15 protein-coding genes and 1 pseudogene are annotated in these 21,049 nt (G+C 69.4%); 10 read left to right on the forward strand and 6 right to left on the reverse strand.

Features of this window, described 5'->3' with window-relative positions:
• Positions 1–37: 37 nt before the first annotated feature.
• Genes J2W68_RS02625 through J2W68_RS02635 form a run of 3 tightly spaced genes read left to right on the forward strand, consistent with a single transcriptional unit; the run spans position 38 to position 6,049 of the window.
• Positions 38–2,176 carry a methyl-accepting chemotaxis protein gene (locus J2W68_RS02625; RefSeq protein WP_310232555.1) on the forward strand — a complete coding sequence of 713 codons (2,139 nt, stop codon included), beginning with the start codon at positions 38–40 and terminating at the stop codon, positions 2,174–2,176.
• A gap of 32 nt (positions 2,177–2,208) precedes the next feature.
• Positions 2,209–3,372, forward strand: a complete 1,164-nt coding sequence (locus tag J2W68_RS02630) for an OprO/OprP family phosphate-selective porin (RefSeq protein ID WP_310232557.1) — start codon at positions 2,209–2,211, stop codon at positions 3,370–3,372.
• 34 nt (positions 3,373–3,406) lie between these two features.
• Positions 3,407–6,049: a hybrid sensor histidine kinase/response regulator gene (locus tag J2W68_RS02635; protein WP_310232559.1), complete on the forward strand. Its 2,643-nt coding sequence runs from the start codon at positions 3,407–3,409 to the stop codon at positions 6,047–6,049.
• 225 nt (positions 6,050–6,274) lie between these two features.
• Here the strand turns inward: J2W68_RS02635 and J2W68_RS02640 are convergent.
• The 3 genes and pseudogenes from J2W68_RS02640 to J2W68_RS02650 all read right to left on the reverse strand — a co-directional run.
• Positions 6,275–6,403: pseudogene (locus J2W68_RS02640) on the reverse strand (LuxR C-terminal-related transcriptional regulator); the annotation flags it as partial.
• Positions 6,404–6,897: 494 nt separating this feature from the next.
• The gene (locus J2W68_RS02645; RefSeq protein ID WP_430539659.1) at positions 6,898–7,059 is read right to left on the reverse strand and encodes a LuxR C-terminal-related transcriptional regulator; all 162 of its coding nucleotides are present in this window, start codon (positions 7,057–7,059) and stop codon (positions 6,898–6,900) included.
• Between the two features lie 30 nt (positions 7,060–7,089).
• Positions 7,090–7,731: a response regulator transcription factor gene (locus J2W68_RS02650; RefSeq protein ID WP_310232560.1), complete on the reverse strand. Its 642-nt coding sequence runs from the start codon at positions 7,729–7,731 to the stop codon at positions 7,090–7,092.
• An 88-nt stretch (positions 7,732–7,819) separates the two neighbouring features.
• Here J2W68_RS02650 and J2W68_RS02655 point away from each other — a divergent pair, with 88 nt between their 5' ends.
• Complete coding sequence (locus tag J2W68_RS02655) at positions 7,820–10,999, forward strand: diguanylate cyclase domain-containing protein (RefSeq protein ID WP_310232563.1); 3,180 nt, start codon at positions 7,820–7,822, stop codon at positions 10,997–10,999.
• A gap of 134 nt (positions 11,000–11,133) precedes the next feature.
• On the opposite strand, the gene J2W68_RS02660 is transcribed toward J2W68_RS02655, so the two are convergent.
• The gene (locus J2W68_RS02660) at positions 11,134–12,360 is read right to left on the reverse strand and encodes a flavohemoglobin expression-modulating QEGLA motif protein (RefSeq protein ID WP_310232564.1); all 1,227 of its coding nucleotides are present in this window, start codon (positions 12,358–12,360) and stop codon (positions 11,134–11,136) included.
• Positions 12,361–12,628: 268 nt separating this feature from the next.
• A complete protein-coding gene (gene rsgA / locus J2W68_RS02665; RefSeq protein WP_310232565.1) occupies positions 12,629–13,783 on the reverse strand; it encodes a ribosome small subunit-dependent GTPase A in 1,155 nt (384 codons plus the stop codon).
• A 150-nt stretch (positions 13,784–13,933) separates the two neighbouring features.
• Between rsgA and J2W68_RS02670 the strand changes: the two genes are divergently transcribed.
• Genes J2W68_RS02670 through J2W68_RS02685 form a run of 4 tightly spaced genes read left to right on the forward strand, consistent with a single transcriptional unit; the run spans position 13,934 to position 17,065 of the window.
• Positions 13,934–15,202 carry an aminotransferase class I/II-fold pyridoxal phosphate-dependent enzyme gene (locus J2W68_RS02670; RefSeq protein ID WP_310232566.1) on the forward strand — a complete coding sequence of 423 codons (1,269 nt, stop codon included), beginning with the start codon at positions 13,934–13,936 and terminating at the stop codon, positions 15,200–15,202.
• Positions 15,199–15,819 (forward strand): SGNH/GDSL hydrolase family protein, encoded by a 621-nt coding sequence (locus J2W68_RS02675; protein ID WP_310232567.1) that lies wholly within the window; start codon positions 15,199–15,201, stop codon positions 15,817–15,819. The genes J2W68_RS02670 and J2W68_RS02675 overlap by 4 nt, the downstream gene beginning before the upstream one ends.
• Complete coding sequence (locus J2W68_RS02680) at positions 15,816–16,532, forward strand: class I SAM-dependent methyltransferase (RefSeq protein WP_310232569.1); 717 nt, start codon at positions 15,816–15,818, stop codon at positions 16,530–16,532. The genes J2W68_RS02675 and J2W68_RS02680 overlap by 4 nt, the downstream gene beginning before the upstream one ends.
• Entirely contained in the window at positions 16,529–17,065 is a 537-nt protein-coding gene (locus tag J2W68_RS02685) for a hypothetical protein (RefSeq protein WP_310232570.1), read from the forward strand. The genes J2W68_RS02680 and J2W68_RS02685 overlap by 4 nt, the downstream gene beginning before the upstream one ends.
• 226 nt (positions 17,066–17,291) lie before the next feature.
• Here the strand turns inward: J2W68_RS02685 and J2W68_RS02690 are convergent, their stop codons facing one another.
• The gene (locus J2W68_RS02690; RefSeq protein WP_310232571.1) at positions 17,292–18,065 is read right to left on the reverse strand and encodes a polysaccharide deacetylase family protein; all 774 of its coding nucleotides are present in this window, start codon (positions 18,063–18,065) and stop codon (positions 17,292–17,294) included.
• A 117-nt stretch (positions 18,066–18,182) separates the two neighbouring features.
• Between J2W68_RS02690 and grxD the strand changes: the two genes are divergently transcribed.
• Both grxD and J2W68_RS02700 read left to right on the forward strand, forming a co-directional pair.
• Positions 18,183–19,112 (forward strand): Grx4 family monothiol glutaredoxin, encoded by a 930-nt coding sequence (gene grxD, locus J2W68_RS02695; protein ID WP_310232572.1) that lies wholly within the window; start codon positions 18,183–18,185, stop codon positions 19,110–19,112.
• A 455-nt stretch (positions 19,113–19,567) separates the two neighbouring features.
• Positions 19,568–20,983 (forward strand): GGDEF domain-containing protein, encoded by a 1,416-nt coding sequence (locus J2W68_RS02700; RefSeq protein ID WP_310232574.1) that lies wholly within the window; start codon positions 19,568–19,570, stop codon positions 20,981–20,983.
• Positions 20,984–21,049: the final 66 nt, after the last annotated feature.

The raw sequence follows: 21,049 nt of genomic DNA on the forward strand, positions 1-21,049 counted from the left end.
GCCGATATCTGGGACTCGTCATCCCGGTCCAGCTGCCATGTCCCTGTTCGCTCCGTTCCAGCGTCGTCTCGCCGACCTCCCGGTCGCCCGCAAGTTCATCCTGCTGTGTGCGGTGATCGCACTGGGCATCCTGGCGCTCGCGGTCTCTGCCGCCCGGCTGCAGTACCTGGAGCTGGTGGATGCGCGCAAACAGAGCGTGCAGATCCAGATCGACACCGCGATGAGCGTGGCCGAGCACTACGCCAGCCGGGCCCGCAGCGGTGAGATCACCTCGGAACAGGCGCAGGCGCTGGCCATGGGCGCGCTGGGTGCGATCCGCACCAACGACGGCACCGACTACTACTTCATCGTCGATCCGCAGATGCGCATCCTCATGCACCCCAGTCGCGAGACCGGGACCGACATGAGCGATTACCAGAGCAACTCGGGCGAGTACGTCTACCGCGACATCCTCGAAACCGTGACACGGGGCGACGGCTTCTCGTATTACAGCGCGCCGAAGCCCGGCAACGAAGGCCAGTTCGAGAAGATCAGCTATGCACAGGCGTTCGACGAATGGGGCTGGATCGTGGTCATGGGCGTCTACGCCGACGATATCCAGCAGCAGGCGATGGCGTTCACCCGGTTGATGGCGCTGATCGGCGGCCTGGTGATCCTGGCGGCAATCGGCCTGTCGTGGCTGATCGGCCGCGCCATCGTGACGCCGCTGCGCGCCGCGACGCACGCTGCCGAAGCCATTGCGTCAGGCCGCTTCGACAACCCGATCGCCATCACCTCGCGCGACGAGACCGGCCAGCTGATGGCGAGCATGCGCCAGATGCAGGATCAGCTGCAGCGCTTCAATGGCGAGATGAACACGATGATCCGCCTGCAGCAGGGCGAGGACATCACCCACCGCATTCCGGAGGATTTCCCCGGCGATTACGGTGCGCTGGCCCGCGGCGTCAACACGGTGGTGTTCGAGCACCTCGACGCCATCAACGATGCGATGGCGGTCATGGACGAATACGGCCAGGGCGACCTGAGCCGCGACATGCGCCGCCTGCCCGGCCAGCGTGCGCGGCTGCACGAGGCGCTGGACACCGTCAAGCGCAACATGGGCGCGGTCAACAGCGAGATCGCCACGCTGGCCGAAGCCGCCGCGCGCGGCGACTTCAGCGCGCGCGGTGACGAATCCCGCTACAGCTTCGCGTTCGCCGAGATGGTGGAGGCGCTGAACCGGCTGATGCAGCAGGCCGATGCCGGTCTCACCGACGTCGGCCGGATCATGGCCGCGATCGCCGACGGCGATCTGTCGCAGCGGGTCGATGCGCGCTACCAGGGCGCGTTCGGCCGTCTGGCCGACGATGCCAACCGCACCGCGGCGCAGCTGGCCGACGTGGTGCGCGGCATCCAGCAGTCGGCGGTCTCCATCGACGGCGCCGCCGGCGAGATCGCGGCCGGCAACGACGACCTGTCGCGCCGCACCGAAAGCCAGGCCGCGAACCTCGAAGAAACCGCGGCGTCGATGGAAGAGCTGACTTCCACCGTGCGCCAGAACGCCGACCACGCGCGCCAGGCCAACGAGCTGGCACGCAGCGCGGCCGACGTCGCCGGCCAGGGCGGCCGCGCGGTCGAGGAGGTCGTCGCGACGATGGCCTCGATCGATGCCTCGTCGGCGCGTATCGGCGCGATCATCGGCGTCATCGACGGCATCGCGTTCCAGACCAACATCCTTGCGCTCAATGCGGCGGTCGAGGCTGCACGCGCCGGTGAGCAGGGCCGCGGCTTTGCGGTCGTGGCCAGCGAAGTACGTACGCTGGCCCAGCGCTCGGCCGACGCCGCGCGCGAGATCAAACAGCTGATCGGAGAGTCGGTCACCCGCGTGCGCGAAGGCTCCAGCCAGGTCGCCGTGGCGGGTTCGACGATGTCGCAGGTCCTGACGTCGGTGGGCCGGGTGACGGAAATCATGGCCGAAATCAGCGCCGCCTCGCAGGAGCAGTCCTCGGGTATCGACCAGGTGAACCAGACGGTGATCCAGCTCGACGAAACCACGCAGCAGAACGCTGCCCTGGTGGAAGAAGCCACCGCCGCGGCGCGCAGCCTCGCCGACCAGGCCCAGCAGCTCACCCGCGCCGTCGCCACCTTCCGCCTGGCACCCGCCACGGCCGCCCACGCCTTCGCCGTGCCGGCATGACCGCGCGCCGCTCCACCCAGGATTCCAGCCCCATGCGTCTGATCACCGGTTGTTTCGCACTCTGCGCCGCGGCGTCGCCCGCCCTGGCCTACGACATCGAACAGTGGCCCACCAAGACCACGCTGTCCGGTGGCACCGAGCTGGCGCTCACCGGCAACTTCGCCTGGGACACCGTGGATTTCAGCGGCGATCCACGTCTGGTCGACGACGAGGGCATGCGCCGCCGCGAATTCGGCGCCACGGTGAAGAAGGCCGGCATCTGGGACGCGATGGTCTATTTCGACTTCGAGTCCAAAGCCTGGCTCGACGTCTTCGTGCGCTTGGACAGCAAGCATTTTCTCGGCACCGATGTCGGCAAGCTGCGCGTGGGCTACATCAAGGTGCCGGTCGGTCTTGAAGGCGTGACCAGCTCGCGCGCCGGCACGTTCATGGAACTGGCCGCGCCGATCCAGGCGATCTACCAGGGACGCCGTACCGGTGCGGAATGGACGCTGGAGCGACCGCGCGGTCTGGTCCAGGTGGGCGGCTACGGCGGCCAGGACCTGCAGGGTGACAACCCCGGCCAGACCTGGGCCGCGCGTGGCGTGTGGACGCCGCGCAAGGCTGCAGGCGACGTGCTGCACCTGGGCCTGGCGCTGTCGCAGGAACACCCGCAGGGCTGGACCGATGGCCGCGGCGTCGACTTCGCGCCGACCGCGCGCCTGCGTGCGCGTCCCGGCGCCGGACTCACGCCCGTGCGTCTGATCGATTCCGGCAGCCTGGCCCCGGTCGACCACATCCGCCGCACGGGTCTGGAAGGCATCTGGATCCAGGGCCCGGTGTCGTTGCAGGGCGAGCTGCTGCGCGCCGACATCGCCCGCGAGGGCGGCCGCCCCGACTACAGCGCTGACGGCGGTTATCTCGCCGCCAACTGGCTGCTGACGGGCGAAAGCCGACCGTACTCGGCCGGCAACGTCGCCAACCCGAAACCGGCGAACGGCTACGGTGCGGTGGAAGTGGCGGCGCGCTACAGCACGCTCGATCTCGACGACGGCCCGGTGGGCGGCGGCCGCCAGCACGACTGGACCTTCGGCGCCAACTGGTACCTGACCTCGCACTTCAAGCTGCAGGCCAACTACGTCCGCGTGAACGCGACCCGCAACGGCGCGACCACGCGCCCGGACGCGGTCGAACTGCGGGCGCAGGTCCAATTCTGATCCACCCGGACGCATCGCGCCTACACTCGGCGCGATGCGTTCCACCCCGCGCCGCCGCTGGCTGCTGACCCTGCTGATCGCCTGCGGCGGGCTCGTGCTCGTTGCGGCGCTGGGCTATCGCGAAGGCGGGCGGCGTGCGCTCGACGCGCAATCGGCGCAGGCCGCGCAACAGCTCGACCTGCAGGCGCAGGCGCTCAACCAGCGCATCGAACGTTACCGGGCCCTGCCGCAGGTGCTGGCGCTGGATCCCGACCTGCGCGCCGCCGTGGCCGCACCGGTCGACGCCGCCACCCAGGCGCGCCTCAACCACCGGATGGAAGAAGCCAACCGCACCACGCGTGCGTCGACGCTGACCCTGATCGATGCGCGCGGCGTCGCGATCGCCGCAAGCAACTGGCGCGATGCCGGCAGCAATGTCGGTGAGGACTACGCGTTCCGTCCCTACGTGCAGCAGGCGCTGCGCGACGGGCGCGGGCGTTTCTACGGCATCGGTGTGACCACGTCGGTGCCCGGTTATTTCCTGTCCGAAGCCCTGCGCGATGACGCCGGCCGCGCGGTCGGCGTCATCGTGATCAAGATCGAACTGGCGGCGATCGAACGCACCTGGCCCGACGACGGCGATCTGGTTCTGGCCAGCGATGCGCACGACGTGGTGTTTCTCGCCAGCAGGCCGGCCTGGCGCTATCGCGTGCTCGCGCCGCTGGACGCCGACGCACGCCGCGAGCTGGCCGCCACGCGCCAGTACGAGGGCGAGCAGCTGCGCGCCTATGCCGGCCAGGTGCTGCGCAACGCCGGCCCGCACGGCGCGGTGGTGCGGGTCGACATGCCGGCGATGCCGGGCACCTGGCTGTGGCAGCGCGCGCCGGTGGCCGATACCGACTGGACCCTGCATCTGCTGCACGACGCGGCGCCGATCGCAGCCGCGAGTCGCGAATGGGCGACGATCGCCGGTGCGTCGTGGGCGGCGCTGGTATTTCTCGCGCTGTTTCTGCAGCAACGCGTGCGCCTGGGCGCACTGCGCCGGCGCAGCCGCGACGAACTCGAAACCCTGGTGCGCCACCACGCCGAGGAACTGCGCAGCGCGCGCGACGGACTGATCGACGCGGCGCAGGAGGCCGATACCGGCCTGAGCCGGCGACTGGCGCATCTGCCGCAGGGCGTGGTGATCATCGATGCGGACCTGCGCATCGTCGCGTGGAATGCGCGTTACATCGAACTGTTCCGGTTTCCGCCGGACCTGGTGCGTGTGGGCACACCCATCGAAGAGGTGTTCCGCTACAACGCGCGCCGCGGCCTGCTCGGCCCGGGACCGGTGGAAGACGCAATCGAACGCCGGCTCGAACACCTGCGCAGCGGCAAGCCGCACATGCGCGAGAGCGAGAAGACCGACGGCACGGTGCTGGAAATCCGCGGCAATCCGCTGCCCGATGGCGGCTTCGTGACCAGCTACGCCGACATCACCACCTACAAGACCACCGCGCGCGAATTGCGCACGCTGGCCGACGCGCTGGAACGGCGTATCGCAGAGCGCACCGCCGACCTCGAACAGGCGCGCGCCGAGGCCGAAGCCGCGAACCGCTACAAAGGCCGTTTCGCCGCCGCCGCGGTACACGACCTGCTGCAGCCACTCAACGCCGCGCGCATGTTCGCCGCCGGCCTGCGCGCGCGGCTGCGCGACGACGAGACGCGGCGCATCGCCGACAACATCGACGGCGCGCTGTCGGCGCAGGACGGCATCCTCGCCAGCCTGCTCGACATCTCGCGGCTGGAGACCGGCACGCTGCGCACCGACATTCGCGAAGTAGCGCTGGGTCCGCTGCTCGACGGCCTGGCGCGCGAGACCGGCGTGCTCGCGCAGGCGCGCGGTCTGCGCTTCGATCACGTGCACACGCGCGCCTGGGTGCGCAGCGATGCGACCCTGCTGCGGCGTCTGGTGCAGAACTTCCTGTCGAACGCGGTGCGCTACACCGCGCGCGGCCGCATCGTGCTCGGCGTGCGCCGCGACGGTGCGCGGCTGTGGATCGAAGTGCACGACACCGGCCCGGGCATTCCGCCGAACCGACAGCGCGAGATTTTCGAGGAATTCCGCCGCCTCGACGACGGCAACACCGGTGATCGCGGTGCGGGACTCGGGCTTGCGATCGTCGACCGCATCGCGCGCCTGCTGGGCCACCGCATCGACCTGCGTTCGCGACCCGGCACCGGCAGCGTGTTCCGCGTCTCGGTGCCGCTGATCGATGCACCGGCGGAACCGTCCATTGAACCCGTGGCGCCGAGCGTGCCGGCCGAAGACGATGCGCCGTTGCGCGGCTGCCGCGTGTGGGTGATCGACGACGATGCGCAGGCCTGCGCCGCCACGCGCCAGCTGCTCGAGCGCTGGGACTGCGACGTCCCGCTCGCCGACGGCCCGCACGCCGCGCTCGCTGCCGCCGTGCGCGGCGAAGCCCCGGACATCGTGCTGCTCGACGTGCGCATGGGCGAACATCACGGCCCGACCCTGTTCGACACCCTGTGCGACCGCTGGAGCGCGGTGCCACTGGCGATCCTGGTCACCGCCGAATCCGATCCCGCGTTGCGCGCGCAAGCGCGCGATGCGGGCCAGGGATTCCTGCCGAAACCGGTGCGGCCGCCGGCATTGCGTGCGCTGATGATGCAGATGCGGTTGCGGGGCTACTGAGGCGCGCTGTCCGTACGACGGACCTTTGGAAACTGACCGACAACACCGAGTGCCTCCGAACGTCATCCCAGCGAAAGCTGGAAACGCTTTTCAACAGCCGAATGGCTGGTCATCCATCTTGATCTGGCTTTTCCAGCGAAGATCAAATGGGCCCCAGCTTGACCAGGCATGCGTCTGTTGAAAGCCGCTGGGGCGACGAAGTCTGACCCCCTGAGGCGACAACGCCTCATCCTCGCGCTCCAAGGCCTTCACCAGCACCGCCGCTTGCGTGCGACTGTGGCATTCGAGCTTCTTCAGGATCGCGGTCACGGGCACCTTGACGGTGTTCTTCGCCAAGCCGATTTGATGCGTGATGGGCAAGCAGATCAGCTTCCTCCCCCGCCCGTGCGGGGGAGGGCTGGGGTGGGGGCGAACCGTCCGATGAGGAGTTGCCAATCTCTCGCTGTGACCTACGCGCGCGAGTCGTCACGCCTGCGCGCTAATGGATTGCCCCCACCCACCCCTCCCCCGCACGCGGGGCATTGCGCCCTTCACGGGTGGAGGGCTTGGAACCTACGTCTCGTCTCCACGCTCCAGCGCCTTCACCAGCACCGCCGCCTGCGTGTGGCACTCGAGCTTCTTGAGGATCTCGGCCCCATGTACCTTGACTGCGCTCTCCGCCAGGCCGATCTGCAGGCAGATCTGCTCCCTCCCCCGCACGCGCGGGGGAGGGCCGGGGTGGGGGCGAACCCTCCGATGACGGAGTAGCCAGTCTCTCGCCGTGACCTACGCGCGCGAGTCGTCACGCCCGCGCACTGACGGATTGCCCCCACCCAACCCTCCCCCGCACGCGGAGGAGGGCTTGGAAACTACGCCTCGTCTCCATGCTCCAACGCCTTCACCAGCACCGCCGCCTGCGTGCGGCTGTGGCGTTCGAGCTTCTTGAGGATCTCGGCCACATGTACCTTGACTGCGCTCTCCGCCAGGCCGATCTGCAGGCATATCTGCCCCCTCCCCCGCACGCGGGGCATTGCGCCCTTCACGGGTGGTGGGCTTAGAAACTACGCCTCGTCTTCGCGCTCCAAGGCCTTCACCAGCACCGCTGCCTGTGTGCGGCTATGGCACTCGAGCTTCTTGAGGATCGCGGTCACGTGCACCTTGACGGTGTTTTCCGCCAGCCCGAGCTGATGCGCGATTTGTTTGTTGAGCAGGCCGTCGGCGATGCCCAGCAGCACGCGGAACTGCTGCGGGGTGAGCTGGGCGAGGCGCGCGGCGAGTTGGGCGTCCTCTTCCGAGCGCTCGGCGGTCAGCGGCGGGAACCAGCTGCCGCCGTCGAGCACGTTCTGCACCGCCTGGCCGATGGATTCGGCAGGCGCCGATTTCGAGATGAAGCCCGCGGCGCCGAACTGCTGCACGCGGCGCACGGTGCGCGGGTGGTCGTTGGACGAGATCACCACGACCGGCAGCTCCGGACGTTCGCCGCGCAGCCAGACCAGAGACGAGAGCCCGCGCGCGCCGGGCATGGTCAGGTCCAGCAGCACCAGTTCGACCTCCGGATGCGCATCGAGCGCGGGCTCGAGGGCCGATGCCGTCGCGGCTTCGATCACGCGGATCTGGCCGAGGCTGTCGCGCAGCGCATGCAGTACGGCGGCGCGCAGCAAAGGGTGGTCGTCGGCAACGAGGATGGTGGGCACAGGATCCATGGCGAACAGTCTGGCATGGACTGGAAACGTGACGGTCATCGCGCTGGTACTGGCCTTGCAGGCACACTATGCAAAGGGAGATCACCAATTGCGTACAACAACCGTCGCCAGCGCGCGCGTCGCGTGCGAGCCAGTGCGTGTCGATGCCGATGGCGTCGTGCCTGGCCGTATGCGCAGCACGGCGCGCCTGCTCACGGCGGCGCTGCTGGGGTGCGCGTCTTTCACCGTATTCGCGCAGCACACCGATCCGGTTGAAGATCCGCCGCTGAGCCTGGAGGTGTACGGGCTCGACGAGGGCCTGTCGCAACTGACGGTCTCGGCGATGACCGGCGACGACCAGTGCTTCCTGTGGGTCGCCACGCAGGACGGGCTCAACCGCTTCGACGGCCACCGCTTCCGCGCCTACCGCAACACGCCCGACCAGCCGGTCGGCGGCGCCAATCTCGTCAGCAGCAGCTTGGAAAGCATCGCCTTCGAGCCGCAACGCACCCGCATGTGGCTGGGCACCAACGATGCCGGCCTGGAAGTCGTGCACCTGCCGACGTGGACGGAGCGGCGTCTCGGGGTCGCCGACGGGCTGTCGCACGCCCGCGTGGGGCGCATCCTGCTCGATCCCGCCGGCGGCGCCTGGCTGGGCACCGAGGCCGGCGTGGACCAGGTCGATGCGGACATCCGCAGCGTGCGCAATCTGGGCGCGACCGGCGAGATCGTCGGCCTGGTCTGGTCGGCCGCGCGCGGCACGCCGGTCGCGCTGGATACCGCGTGCCGGCTCTGGTCGGTCGAAGCAAACGGGCTGGTGGCGCTGCCTGCCCTCCCCGGCGCCCGGCGCTGCGTGTCGTTGCAGGCCGGGCGCGAAGGCCTGTGGGTGCTCGCTGCCGATGCCGGCCTGTTTCGTCTGGACACGGCGGCGCAACTGCAGCAGCACTGGCCGCCTGCCGATCTGGGCATGCCCGCGACGGAGGCCACCGCGATGATCCGGCTCGACGACGGGCGGGTGCTGACCGGCTACGGCAATGGCGCGGTGGTGCAACTCGCGCCCGGCAGCGACCGGCCGCGACGCCTGCGGTTCGACAATCCGCCGGGCAGTGCGATTACCGGGTTCCACCAGGGGGCGACGGGCGCATGGTGGATCGGCACCTACACCTCGGGCCTGTACCGTGTGCGGCCGCTGGCGTCGGTGATCCGCTACGACGGCGCTGGCGTGGGGACGATGGAGGACTGGGCCAGCCACAGCGTCCGGTCGATCCGTCGCGACGGCACATCGATGCTGATCGGCACCGACAGCGGTCTGCGGATGCGCGACGGCACGCGCGCTGACTGGCACACGGTCACCGGGCTGGCGGACATGTCGGTACGCGCGATCGAGCCGGCGCGCGATGGGGGCTGGTGGATCGGCACCCAGGTGGGCCTTTACAGACTGCATGCCGATGGCAGTGTCGACACCTTCGACGGCCTGCGCGATGCGCGAATCGATGCACTGCTCGCCGAAGACGACATCCTGTGGATCGGCACGCGTAGTGGCGTGCAGCGTTTGCGCGGCGGCCGCTTCGACCCCGATCCGCGTTTCGCGCCGCTGACGGGCGACATGATCACGGTGCTCTACCGCGACAGCGACGACAGCCTCTGGGTCGGTACCAATACGCGCGGGCTGTGGCGCCTGCACGACGGCGTGCTCGCGCAGGTCGAACCGGCCGGCGCGGGCATGCACCGTTCGGTGTGGGCGATCCATGGCGATGCGGACGCGATCTGGGTCGGCGCATTCGCCGCCGGGCTGTACCGCATCGACCGCGCGACCGGCGAGTCGTCGGTGCTGACCGAACGCGACGGCCTCACCAACAACGTGGTCTACCGGATCCTGTCCGACAGCGGCGGCCGCCTGTGGTTGAGCACCAATCTCGGCCTGAGTGTCTACGACCCGGACAGCGGCATCGTGCAGAACCTGGGACGGCGCGATGGTCTACGCAACCAGGAGTTCAACAGCGGATCGGCCTTTACGGCCAGCGATGGCCTGCTGTACTTCGGCGGCACGATGGGCGTGGACGTCATCGCGCCGATGCAGTTACCACGGCGCAGCGCGCCCGCGCGTCCGGTGCTGACCAGCCTGCAACTGCTCAGCCGCCAATCCGACACGGACGCGCGCAGCAGTACCACGACCGATATCGTCTACACGCCCGAGATCACCCTGCATGACGAGAACAGCGTGTTCACGATCGGCATGACGGCGATCGATTTCCTCGCGCCGGCAGCCGCGCAGCTGCGTTATCGCGTCGAGGGGCTGCACACCGGCTGGATCTATCCGCATCGGGCGCACACCGAGTTCTCACTCAACCATCTGCCCGCGGGCCGCTACCGGCTGGACGTGCAGGCCGCGGGACGCGACGGCCAGTTCGGCGAATCACGCGTGCTGAAGATCGTGATGCCCCCGCCGCCGTGGCGGCATCCACTGGCCTACGTGCTCTATGCGCTGATTGCCGCGCTGCTGGTGGCCTATTACGTGCACCGCACGCGGCGCGCCGTGCAACGTGCACGCGAACGCGCGGAGTTGCTCGACCGTACCGTCGCCGAGCGTACCGCGCAGCTGGAACATGCCAACCGCCAGCTGCAGCAGAGCAATGCGCAACTGGATGCGGCCACACGCCTTGATCCACTGACCCAGGTTCCCAACCGCCGCGAACTGCAGGCATGGCTGGCCCGCGAAGCGGTGCGTGCACCGGGCCGGCGCGGCGCCGACGCGCTGTTTTTCTTCATGCTCGACATCGATGCCTTCAAACGCATCAACGACGGGCACGGTCATCAGGCCGGCGACGAAGCGCTGGTGCAGTTCGCCGGGCGCATGCGGGCGCTGACCCGCGACGGCGACCTGCTGCTGCGCTGGGGCGGCGAGGAATTCATGCTGGTCGCGCGCCTCGACGATGCCGATGCCGCAGCCGGCCTGGCCGAGCGCATGCGCAGCACCATCGCCGATACGCCGATCGCCCTCGCCCATGGCGCCAGCCTGCGCATGACCTGTTCGATCGGGTTCGCGCCATGGCCGCTGTCGATCGCGTGGCCGACGCTCGGCGACTGGCAGCAGACCATCGCCCTTGCGGACCGCTGCCTCTACGCCGCAAAGGACGCCGGCCGCGATGCGTGGGTGGGCCTGGTGCCCGGTCTGGATGCAGATCGTCCGCGACTGCAGGCCCTGCTATCGGGCGCGGACCCGGTGACGCTCGGCGATGCGGTGCGTCTGCTGCATTCGACCGCCATGCCGCCGCGTTTCGAACGGTGATGCAAACGCCTTGATGGGTTGCGCGTTGCGTTGTCCGATTGCCCATGTAGGAGCGCGCTTGTGCGCGATGGGCGTCTGCGGGAACGCCTCTTCGCGCGCAAGCGCGCTCCTACATGGGATGCGCCGCCCGACCCCTACAGCTGATCGATCCGGATGCGGTTCGCAAACAGCGAGAACGCCAGCATCCCGGCGAGCCCGCCGGTGCGCTCCATCCACGGTGGCAACCAGCGCGGGGCTGCGAGCGTGCCGTCGTCGAACAGCGGCGCCAGCCGCCGCACATCGTCGAGCGTCATCTTGCCGGCGAACAGGTGCCGGCACAGCGGCAGGCGTTGCGCGGCCAGGGTCTGGCGGAAGAAGGTGTGCACGTCGATCAGCCCGCGCAGATACACCGCATCCTTGGTGAACGCATGGCCGCCGCCCAGCGGCACACCACGGAACACGCGCTGCGCGGAGGCGAAGCTTTCCGCGGCCGGTTGTCCGGCGTCATGGAAGTATTCGAACACTTGCAGGAAATCCGCACCGTCCAGCGCACGCGCGATCGCTTCGATGCGAAGGCTCACGCGTTTCATCCGGCCGATGTCGATGCTGCCGGTGATCTGCTCGGCGAACACCGCCAGCCCCTCCTGCGTACAGGTGGTCCGCGGCGACGACATCGCCAGACTCGGCAGCACCGCTTGCTCGCGGCCGTTGAGCGCAGTTAGCGAATGCACGAAGGCTTCGTGCTGCAGCAGCTGCTCGCGGTCGTGGATCGAATACCGCGCATCGCTGCGCAGACGCACCCGGTACGCGCCGGCCGCGGCCTTGGCGATCATGCCTGGATCGAGTTCGACCGCGACCACGCGCGTGCCGAAGTACGCGTCCAGATCGCCCTGCAACTGCGCCTGCAGCTTGGGTGCGTCGATCGTCGGATGTTCGATATCGGCGAGCAGACCGGGATCGAGTTCGTCGGCGATGTGGATGAAGTGACGCGCGGCGTCGCAGGTCGTCAGCGCGCCACCGGGCAGGGCCGCATCCGGTCGGCCGTAGAGCGTGATCGCGTGTTCGCTGGCCGCCGCGGTGCCGAGCGATTCGAGCAGCTGCGCGGTCGCGTCCCAGGCGCGTGCGGATTCGATGAGGTAGACGCCGAGCGGATGGTCGTGATCGGCATCGCTTGCGATGGAAGCGAGTGCGCGGCGGGCTTCGGTGAAATCCAGAACGGGATACGCGATCTCAGGCATCTCGCGCCGCCCCGCCGCGAACGCGGACAGGAACCGGTGCTGCGACTCGGGTGGCCAGCTCGCGAGACTCAGTACACGGAGCCCGCGCGCGGCGGCGACCATGCGCGCGTCGAGCGCAGCGTGATGGGCGATGGCGTCGGGCATCGACGGCTCCGGCGGGCGGTGCGGTCACGCTAGCGGATTGGTGTGGGGGACTCAAAGTGTCACCGGGTAGAACCGCTGATCGCGCGGGCCTCCGATATGTTTTACGCGACCGTTCGCCCTCACCCCAACCCCTCTCCCAAAGGGAGAGGGGCTCAAAAGCAGGCGCTCGCGCGATCCAAGCCCCTCTCCCTCCGGGAGAGGGGTTGGGGTGAGGGATGACGAAGCCGCGATATTTGAAAGCGCGACTCAACCGCCCCGGATCGCCCCCCTACTCTTCCCGCGTCCAATCCGACCCGCGCTTCGCCGGCTTCACCCCCGGACGTCCACCCGTCTTCGGCGCAGGCTTGCCCGACGGCCGACTCTCCACCTTCTGCGCCATACGCGTCGCGAGCTGACCCGCCGCGCCGGCGAGTTCGTCGCGCAGTTTCAGATAGCTGCCCAGGCGTCCCGGATCGAGCGTGCCCGCATCGACCGCCTCCCACACCGCGCAGCCCGGCTCGTCGCCGTGCGTGCAATCGCGGAACCGGCATTGCGCGGCGATGGCTTCGACATCGGCGAACCCGCCGCCCGACAGATCCTCCTCGCCGGTCGGCTTGAGTTCGCGCATGCCGGGCGTGTCGATCAGGCAGGCGCCCGACGGCAACGGAATCAGCGCGCGATGCGTGGTGGTGTGGCGGCCGCGGTCGTCGGTCTCGCGCACCGCGGCGGTCTTCATGCGCTCGGTGCCGAGCAGGCTGTTGGTCAGCGTGGATTTGCCCGCGCCCGAACTGCCGACCAGCACCGCGGTCATGCCCGGCCCGAGCCATCGGTGCAGCACCGCGGCGCTGCCCGGGTCACGCGCGTTCACCGGCACCACGGCGACACCGAGCCCGGCGATCTCGGTCAGCGCGGCCACGGCGGCGGCGATGTCGGCCTCGGGCTTGTCGGCCTTGGTCAGCACGATCACCGGCGTGCCACCGCCCTGCACCAGCAGCAGGTAGCGCTCGATGCGGCGCGGATTGAAGTCGGCATCCAGCCCGCAGACCACCAGCACGGTGTCGATGTTCGCCGCGATCAGCTGCTGCTTGTAGTGCTCGCCGGCTGCGGCGCGCTTGATCGCACTGCGCCGGGGCAGCATCGCGACGATGCGCTTGCCGTCCTCGACCAGCACCCAGTCGCCGACCGCGGCGCGGTCCTCCGGTGCGATCGTGCCCTTGCGGTAGCCGCTGCGGCGCAGCCAGTCGGGCAGGGATTCGACCGCGATCGCCTCGCCCGGTGCGCTGGCCACGAGGTACCCGGAGCGGTGCTGCTCGACCACCCGCATCGGCAGCGCCTGCGGATGTTCGGCCATCGTGTCGCCCCAGGCGCCCGAGGGGGCGCTGTCGAAGGGCCAGCCGATCGCGCGCAGCGCGAGGTCGGCGGCGGTCGGGTCGGCGGGGTTCAAGCGCTGCGTCGGAGGGTCGTCATGCCGCGGATTCTACGGGCGCCGGCCCCGCGCGCGTGAGCCGGACATCTGCGCCACTCGTCGGCCCGGGCCGCATTCACCCGGTGTTTCCGCTAGCATCGGGCGACATTCCCGCGCCGAGCGCCGCTGATGTCAGCTCCTTTGAAGACCCGTGAACGCCTGACCGAAGTCCGTTACGAAATCCGTGGCGAGCTCGCGCGGCGCGCGCGGGAGCTCGAAGGCCAGGGCCGCACGCTGATCAAGCTCAACATCGGCAACCCCGGCGCGTTCGGGTTCCGCGCGCCGGATCATCTGCAGCGCGCGATCGCCGAGCGCATCCAGGACACCGATCCCTATACCCACCAGCAGGGCCTGCCGGCCGCGCGCGAGACGATTGCCGCCTTCCATGCCGCGCGCGGCACGCAGGATGTGTCGGCCGAGCGCGTGTTCGTCGGCAATGGCGTGAGCGAGCTGATCGACATCGCCTTGCGCGCGCTGCTCAATCCCGGCGACGAAGTGCTGGTGCCCTCGCCCGACTATCCGTTGTGGTCGGCGGCGACGATCCTCAACGACGGTCGCCCGGTGTTCTACCAGTGCAAGGCGGACAACGGCTTCCTTCCCGATCCCGACGAACTCGAAGCGCTGGTCTCGCCGCGCACGCGCGCGATCGTGCTGATCAATCCGAACAATCCGACCGGCGCGGTGTATCCGCGCGCGCTGCTCGAGCGCATCGTGGCGATCGCCGCCAAGCACGACCTGCTGCTGCTGTGCGACGAGATCTACGACGGCATCACCTACGACGACGCGCCGTTCGAACCGATCGCGCCGATCGCAGGCGACGTGCCCTGCGTGTCCTTCGGCGGCCTGTCCAAGGTGCACCGCGCCTGTGGCTGGCGCGTGGGCTGGGCGGTGCTGTCGGGAGATGAGGCGCGCAGCCGAGATTTCCGCAATGCGATGGATCTGCTCGGTGCGCTGCGTCTGTGCGCGAACGTGCCGGGGCAGTTCGCGATCGAGGCCGCCCTGACCGGCGTCGACACGATCAGCGCCCTGTGCGCGCCTGGCGGCCGTCTGCACGAGGCGCGTCGCGCGGTGATCGAAGCCTGCGACGCGAGCCCTTACCTGCAACTGGTCGCGCCGGCCGGTGCGCTGTACGCGTTCCCCGGCATCGCGGAAGAATTCACCCAGGGCTTCGACGACCACGCGTTCGCGCTGGAACTGATGGAAGCCGAAGGCGTGCTGGTGGTGCCGGGCAACAGCTTCAACGTGCCCTACCGTAACCATTTCCGCGTGACCCTCCTGCCCGAACCCGCGCAGCTGTGCGAGGTGTTCGCGCGCATCCATCGGGTGCTGGAGCGGCAGATCACCGACGCCCGCAAGGTCGTGCCGCTGGCCAAGCGCCAGATGCGCGTGGCCGGATGACCGCGCCGCGCCGCTATCTCGCGCTGGGCGACAGCTACACGATCGGCGAAGGTATCGGCGCTGAAGACCGCTGGCCGGTGCAGCTGGCCGATGCCTTACGTAGCGAGGGCACCGCGCTCGACGCACCCGAAATCATCGCGACCACCGGCTGGACGACCGACGAACTCGACGCGGCGATCGACGCCGCGGCGCCGGTCGGCCCCTTCGATCTGGTGAGCCTGCTGATCGGCGTCAACGACCAGTACCGCGGCCGCGACGTGTCGGAGTACACGCCCGCGTTCGAGGCCTTGCTGCAGCGCGCGATCGGCTTCGCCGGCGGCGATGCAGCGCGCGTTTTCGTACTCGCGATTCCCGATTGGGGCGTGACCCCGTTCGGCGCGCATTCCGGCCGCGACGTGGCCGCGATCGCGCGCGAGCTCGATGCCTACAACGCCGCGGCCGCGGCGATCTGCGCCGCACGCGGTGTCGCGTTCGTCGATATCGCAGCGGTCAGTCGTGCGCATGGCGGCGAAGCGGAGATGCTCGCCGACGACGGCCTGCATCCGTCGGCTGCACTGCATACCGAATGGATGCAGCTGGCGCTGCCGGTCGCGCGCGGCTTATTGTCGCGGGCATGACTGCGACCACTTCCGACACCACGCCGCTCTCCACTGCCCCGTATCCGCGCGAGGACGCCCGCAACATCGCGCGTGCGTTCCTGCCGAAGCACGTGCTGGGCAACCGCTACGACTACTACTACACGCTGACCAAGCTGCGCACCGATCCGCTGTATCCGGGCGTGCTGCAGGCGCTGCGTCCGACCTCCGCACCGGTGCTCGATCTGGGCTGCGGCCTCGGCCTGCTTGCGCACGCACTGCGTGCAGACGGCCAGGCGCTGCCGTTCACCGGTGTCGACATCGACGCCGCCAAGATCCGCCGCGGCCGCGAAGTCGCCGCGCGCGCAGGGCTGGCCGACGTGCAGCTCGACGTACTCGATCTCGGCGTCGGCCTGCCCGCGCACCAGGGCAGCGTCGCGATCCTCGACGTACTGCAGTACCTGTCGCCCGATCGCCAGCGCGAGCTGCTCGACAACGTGATCGCGATGCTGGTGCCCGGCGCGCGTCTTGTGATCCGCAGCGGTCTCGCCGACGACACGCCGCGCAGCCGCACCACGCGCATCACCGATCGCCTCGCGAACTTCGCCGGCTGGATGCAGGAGCGCGCGAAAAGTTACCCGACCGCCGACGGCCTGCGCGGCCAGCTCGAGGGCGCGGGCCTGCAGACCACGTTGCGCCCGCTCTACGGCGACACGCCCTTCAACAACTGGCTGATCACCGGCACCCGCACGTGACCGCCCGCGACGGCCTGCCGCACGCGCCGATGCTGGCGCTCGACGATCCGTCGTGGACCACGTTGCAATGCGCGTATGGGGATGCGCGCGGCATTCCCGCGCTGCTCGCGCAACTTGATGGCGCGGGTGAGGACGACTGTCAGAGCGAGCCTTGGTATTCGCTGTGGTCCGCGCTGTGCCATCAGGGCGATGTGTACAGCGCTTCGTTCGCGGCCGTGCCGCACGTCGTCGCAATGCTGGCCGAAGCCCCGGAGCGCGCGACGTCGAGTCACTTCCTGCTGCCCGCGCGCATCGAACTCGCCCGCGCCGCACATGACGCGGAAATTCCGGAGCATCTGATCGACGGCTATGTCACGGCGCTGTCGCGCCTGCCGCTGCTGGCGGGCCTCGTCGCAGCGCCCGACTGGAGCGAGCTGATGTGCAGCACCGCGCTGGCCGCGACTGCGGCGGCGACCGGTCAGCATGCGGTCGCCGAACTGCTGCTCGAAGCCGATGACGTCGGCGCGGTGCTCGCGTGGTTGCGCGCGGACTAAGCCGGTTTCGCACTGGTCAGAGGCGTGTGCGAACGCCACACGAGGGGTGTCGCTGCGCTCTACCCATCCTGCGCAGCCATCTTCGATCCGGCGGCCGTGTGCGTGCTGCCCTCACCCCAACCCTCTCCCTGAGGGAGAGGGGCTCGATCCGCACGATGCGGCATTTCGTAGGATGGGTAGAGCGCAGCGAAACCCATCAGGCATTGCAGCCTGCTTCGCCTGATCGTCAGAGATGATCCGGCAACACCGCGCGCAATCCCTTCGCCCGCATCCGCGCGAGCACGCCCTCGACCATCGCGACATTGCGGCCGTGCTTCGCGTCTTCGTGCAGCAGCACGATCGCGCCGGGTGCGAGATCGGCATCGATCCGCGCGACCACGTCATCGACATCCGCCTTCACCGCATCGAAGCCGCGCGCGGTCCAACCGACCCGCGCCAGTCCTGCTGCATGCAGCGGCGCATGCACGAACGGGTTCGTATGACCGACGACCGAGCGGAACCACACCGGTGCATGCCCGGTGATCCCGGCCAGCGTCCGCTGGCAGTCGAGAATCTCGCGCCGCATCCGCGCCGGGCCCAAGGCCCAGAACACCGCCTGCGGATGGGTCTGGCTGTGGTTGCCGATGCCGTGGCCGCGCGCGGCAATCTCGCGCACGAGCTGCGGCCGCGCGGCTGCACGTTCGCCCACCAGGAAGAACGTCGCCTTCGCGTCGTGCGCATCGAGCAGATCGAGCAGCGCCCGGGTGTCATCCGAGGGCCCATCGTCGATCGTCAGCCACACGCCATCACCCGGCAACCGCGTCAGCACCGGGCCGTACAGCCGTGAGGCGGGCGCCAGCACGCCCCACAGGCACACCGCGTGGCTGGCCAGCAGCATCGGCAGGCCGATCGTCGAGCCCAGCCGCCACCACACCAGCGCGATCAGCACCTGCGAGGCGATCAGCAGCGGCAGCCACAGCTGCGGACGACGGGGCGGACGGTGCACGGACATGGCGCGCATGATGCCACCGCCGCCGGCGCGCAACGCGGCGTTCCGGGCGCGCGCACCGTCGCATCAGGCTTGCATCAGCGACCGCGCGGTACCATGTGGATCGTTCCCGCACCCCGGATTCCTGCCATGTCCCTCGACCCCGCCCTCCGCACACGCATCGACACCCTGCTGCAGGGCAACCGGGCCGTGTTGTTCATGAAGGGCTCGCCGACGACCCCGCAATGCGGCTTCTCCGCCAAGGCGATCTCCGCGCTGGAAGCGGTGGGCATTGAGTACACGACCGTCAACGTGCTCGAGGACGGCGAGATCCGCGAAGGCATCAAGGTCTATGGCGACTGGCCGACGATTCCGCAGCTCTATGTCGACGGCGAGCTCGTCGGCGGCAGCGACATCATCGAGCAGATGGTCGGCAGCGGTGAGTTGCACGGCCTGTTCGGCGTCGCCCCGCCCGACCGCACCCCGCCGTCGATCTCGATCACCCCGGCCGCGCGCGAGATGATCGCCAAGGCCGTCGGCGATGCCGGTGGTGACTACGTGTTGCAGGTCGACATCGACGGCAACTTCCGCACCCGTCTGCAGCTCGCCCCGCGCAGCCCGTCGGCGATCATCGCCCAGGCCGACGGCATCGATGTGCAGTTCGACCTCGCCGGCGCACGCCGCGCGGACGGCATGACGATCGACTTCGCCGACGACATCCGCGGTCGTGGCCTAGTGATCGACAACCCGAACGCGCCCAAGCCCGTGCAGGACATCAGCCCGGCCGACGCCAACGACCGCCTCGCCGCCGGCACGCTGACCCTCGTCGACGTGCGCCCGCCGGACGAGCGCGCCACCGCCAGCGTCGCGCGCCCGTTCGAAGTTCTCGACGGCGATGCGATCACCCGCCTGCAGCAGCTGCCCAAGGACACGCCGCTGGCGTTCCTGTGCCACCACGGTGGCCGCAGCCAGCAGGCCGCCGAGCATTTCCGCAATCAGGGTTTCACGCAGGTCTACAACGTCGTCGGCGGCATCGATGCCTGGAGCGACAGCGTGGACGGCGGCGTGCCGAAGTACTGAGTCGCCCTGCGACGCGGTCACCCCGCGTCGCCCGCAGCGCACACGGCCACCCACGTCTGTGTGGAATGGCCGGCCACCTCTCGACCACGGTCGGCGATCACGCCTGCCGGCTCGTCGGGGGACAAGACAGGGCAGCCCTCCCGGTGCGCGTGATGCGCGCGACACGACGGGAGCCGCGCGATGTCCGAAGGGCCGCTGGAGGCCCGATGCAACTTGCATCGCACGGTTGGCTGATCCGAGTGCAAACCGGTGCAGAATCGCGAACAGCGGGTGCGCGTCCTCAAGTCATGGGCGGAACTGCCGATAGGACAGAGTCCGCTTCCAGGCTCCGGCGTCGCGCCTGCGCCGCCGCCATCCACGTGAAATGCATGCCATCACCGACCGCTTCAGACGCCACTACGCGCGTGCGTGACACGCCGGGCGGCGCCTTGGGCGCAATCGGTTCGGAGGCGCTTGTGACATTGTTCTCCGGCGCACACGATCCACTGCAACTGCTCACCGCCTTCGCCGACGGCGTCGCGGGTCTGCATGACGAGCTCGGCGGGCTTGGCCGCTACCTGCAGTCGGCCCGCCGCGCGGAGGACTGGCCGGCGTATGGGCGGGCGATGCGCCAGCTCATCGACAAGTACATCCGCACCGTCGAACTGGACGCGCCACCTTCTGCCGATGCCCGGCTCCTGCGGCTGCGCGGTTTGCTGCAACACGCCGTGGGTAGCGGACTGGCCGCGTTGCTGCGCAACGAGCCCGCGCTGGCGAACGAAGCGACCGCGCTGGCGGCGGCGTTGCGCGAATGGACGCCCGACCAGGACCTCGGCCCGCTTTCCTGGACGCTGACCGACCTGTGCACCCGCATCGGCGAGCACGCCGAAGATGCCGAAGAGCAGGTCTCGCTGCTGCTGGGCCTGTTCGATCTGCTGCTGGAGAACGTCGGCGAGCTGCTGGACGAGAAGAGCTGGCTGCACGGCCAGATCGGACAGATCCGCAGCCTGCTCTCCGGGCCGATGAGCCGCTCGGCGATCGAGGATGCGCGCAACGAACTGCGTCAGATGCTCTACCGGCAGACGCTGCTCAAAAGCGGTATCGACGAATCGCGGACCGCGTTGCGCACCATGATGGGCAGCTTCGTCGAGAAACTCGACGGCATGGCCGCCCAGACCGGCGAGTACCAGGACCGCCTGGCCGGCCATGCAAGCCGGATCCGCGAGGCGCGCAGCATCGCCGAACTCAACGGACTGCTCGATACCGTGCTCGAAGACACCGGCCGCATCCAGGCGCGCGCGCTCCGCGCACGCGATGACCTGGTGGCCGCGCGACGCGAGCTCGAGGAAAGCGAGCGCCGTCTCGCCCAGATGGAGCAGAAGCTCAGCGACGCCGCCGGGCTCGCCCGCGAGGACGAGCTGACCGGCTGCCTGAATCGCCGTGGCTTCGACGAGGCCTTCGAACGCGAGGCCGCGCGCGCGCGCGCGGACCGGCCCTTGTGCATGACCCTCGTCGACCTCGACGATTTCCGCCGCCTCAATGCGGTCCACGGTCATCTCGGCGGGGACGCGGCGCTGCGCCACTTCGTGGACGTCACCCGCCTGACCCTGCGCGACGACGACATCATCGGGCGCTTCGGGGGCGAGGAGTTCGTGATCCTGATGCCGGCCACGACACTGCCGCACGCCGTCGCCGCAATGGTGCGTCTGCGCGCCGTGCTCTCCCACCGCCCGCTCGTCCACGAAACGACGCGGATCGCGGTCTCGTTCAGTGCCGGCGTCGCCTTGCGGCGTGCTTCCGAATCCTTCGAGTCGCTGCTCAAGCGCGCCGACCAGGCCATGTACCAGGCCAAGCGCGCAGGCAAGGATCGCACCATGGCGGCCATGACCTAGGCAGGCGTGCTTCGGTCCGGCGGCGGTCGGATCGTGCCGTGCGCGCGACCCGCTACACTCCGGCGT

This window comes from Luteimonas terrae (assembly GCF_031457535.1).
Classification (GTDB): domain Bacteria; phylum Pseudomonadota; class Gammaproteobacteria; order Xanthomonadales; family Xanthomonadaceae; genus Luteimonas; species Luteimonas terrae_A.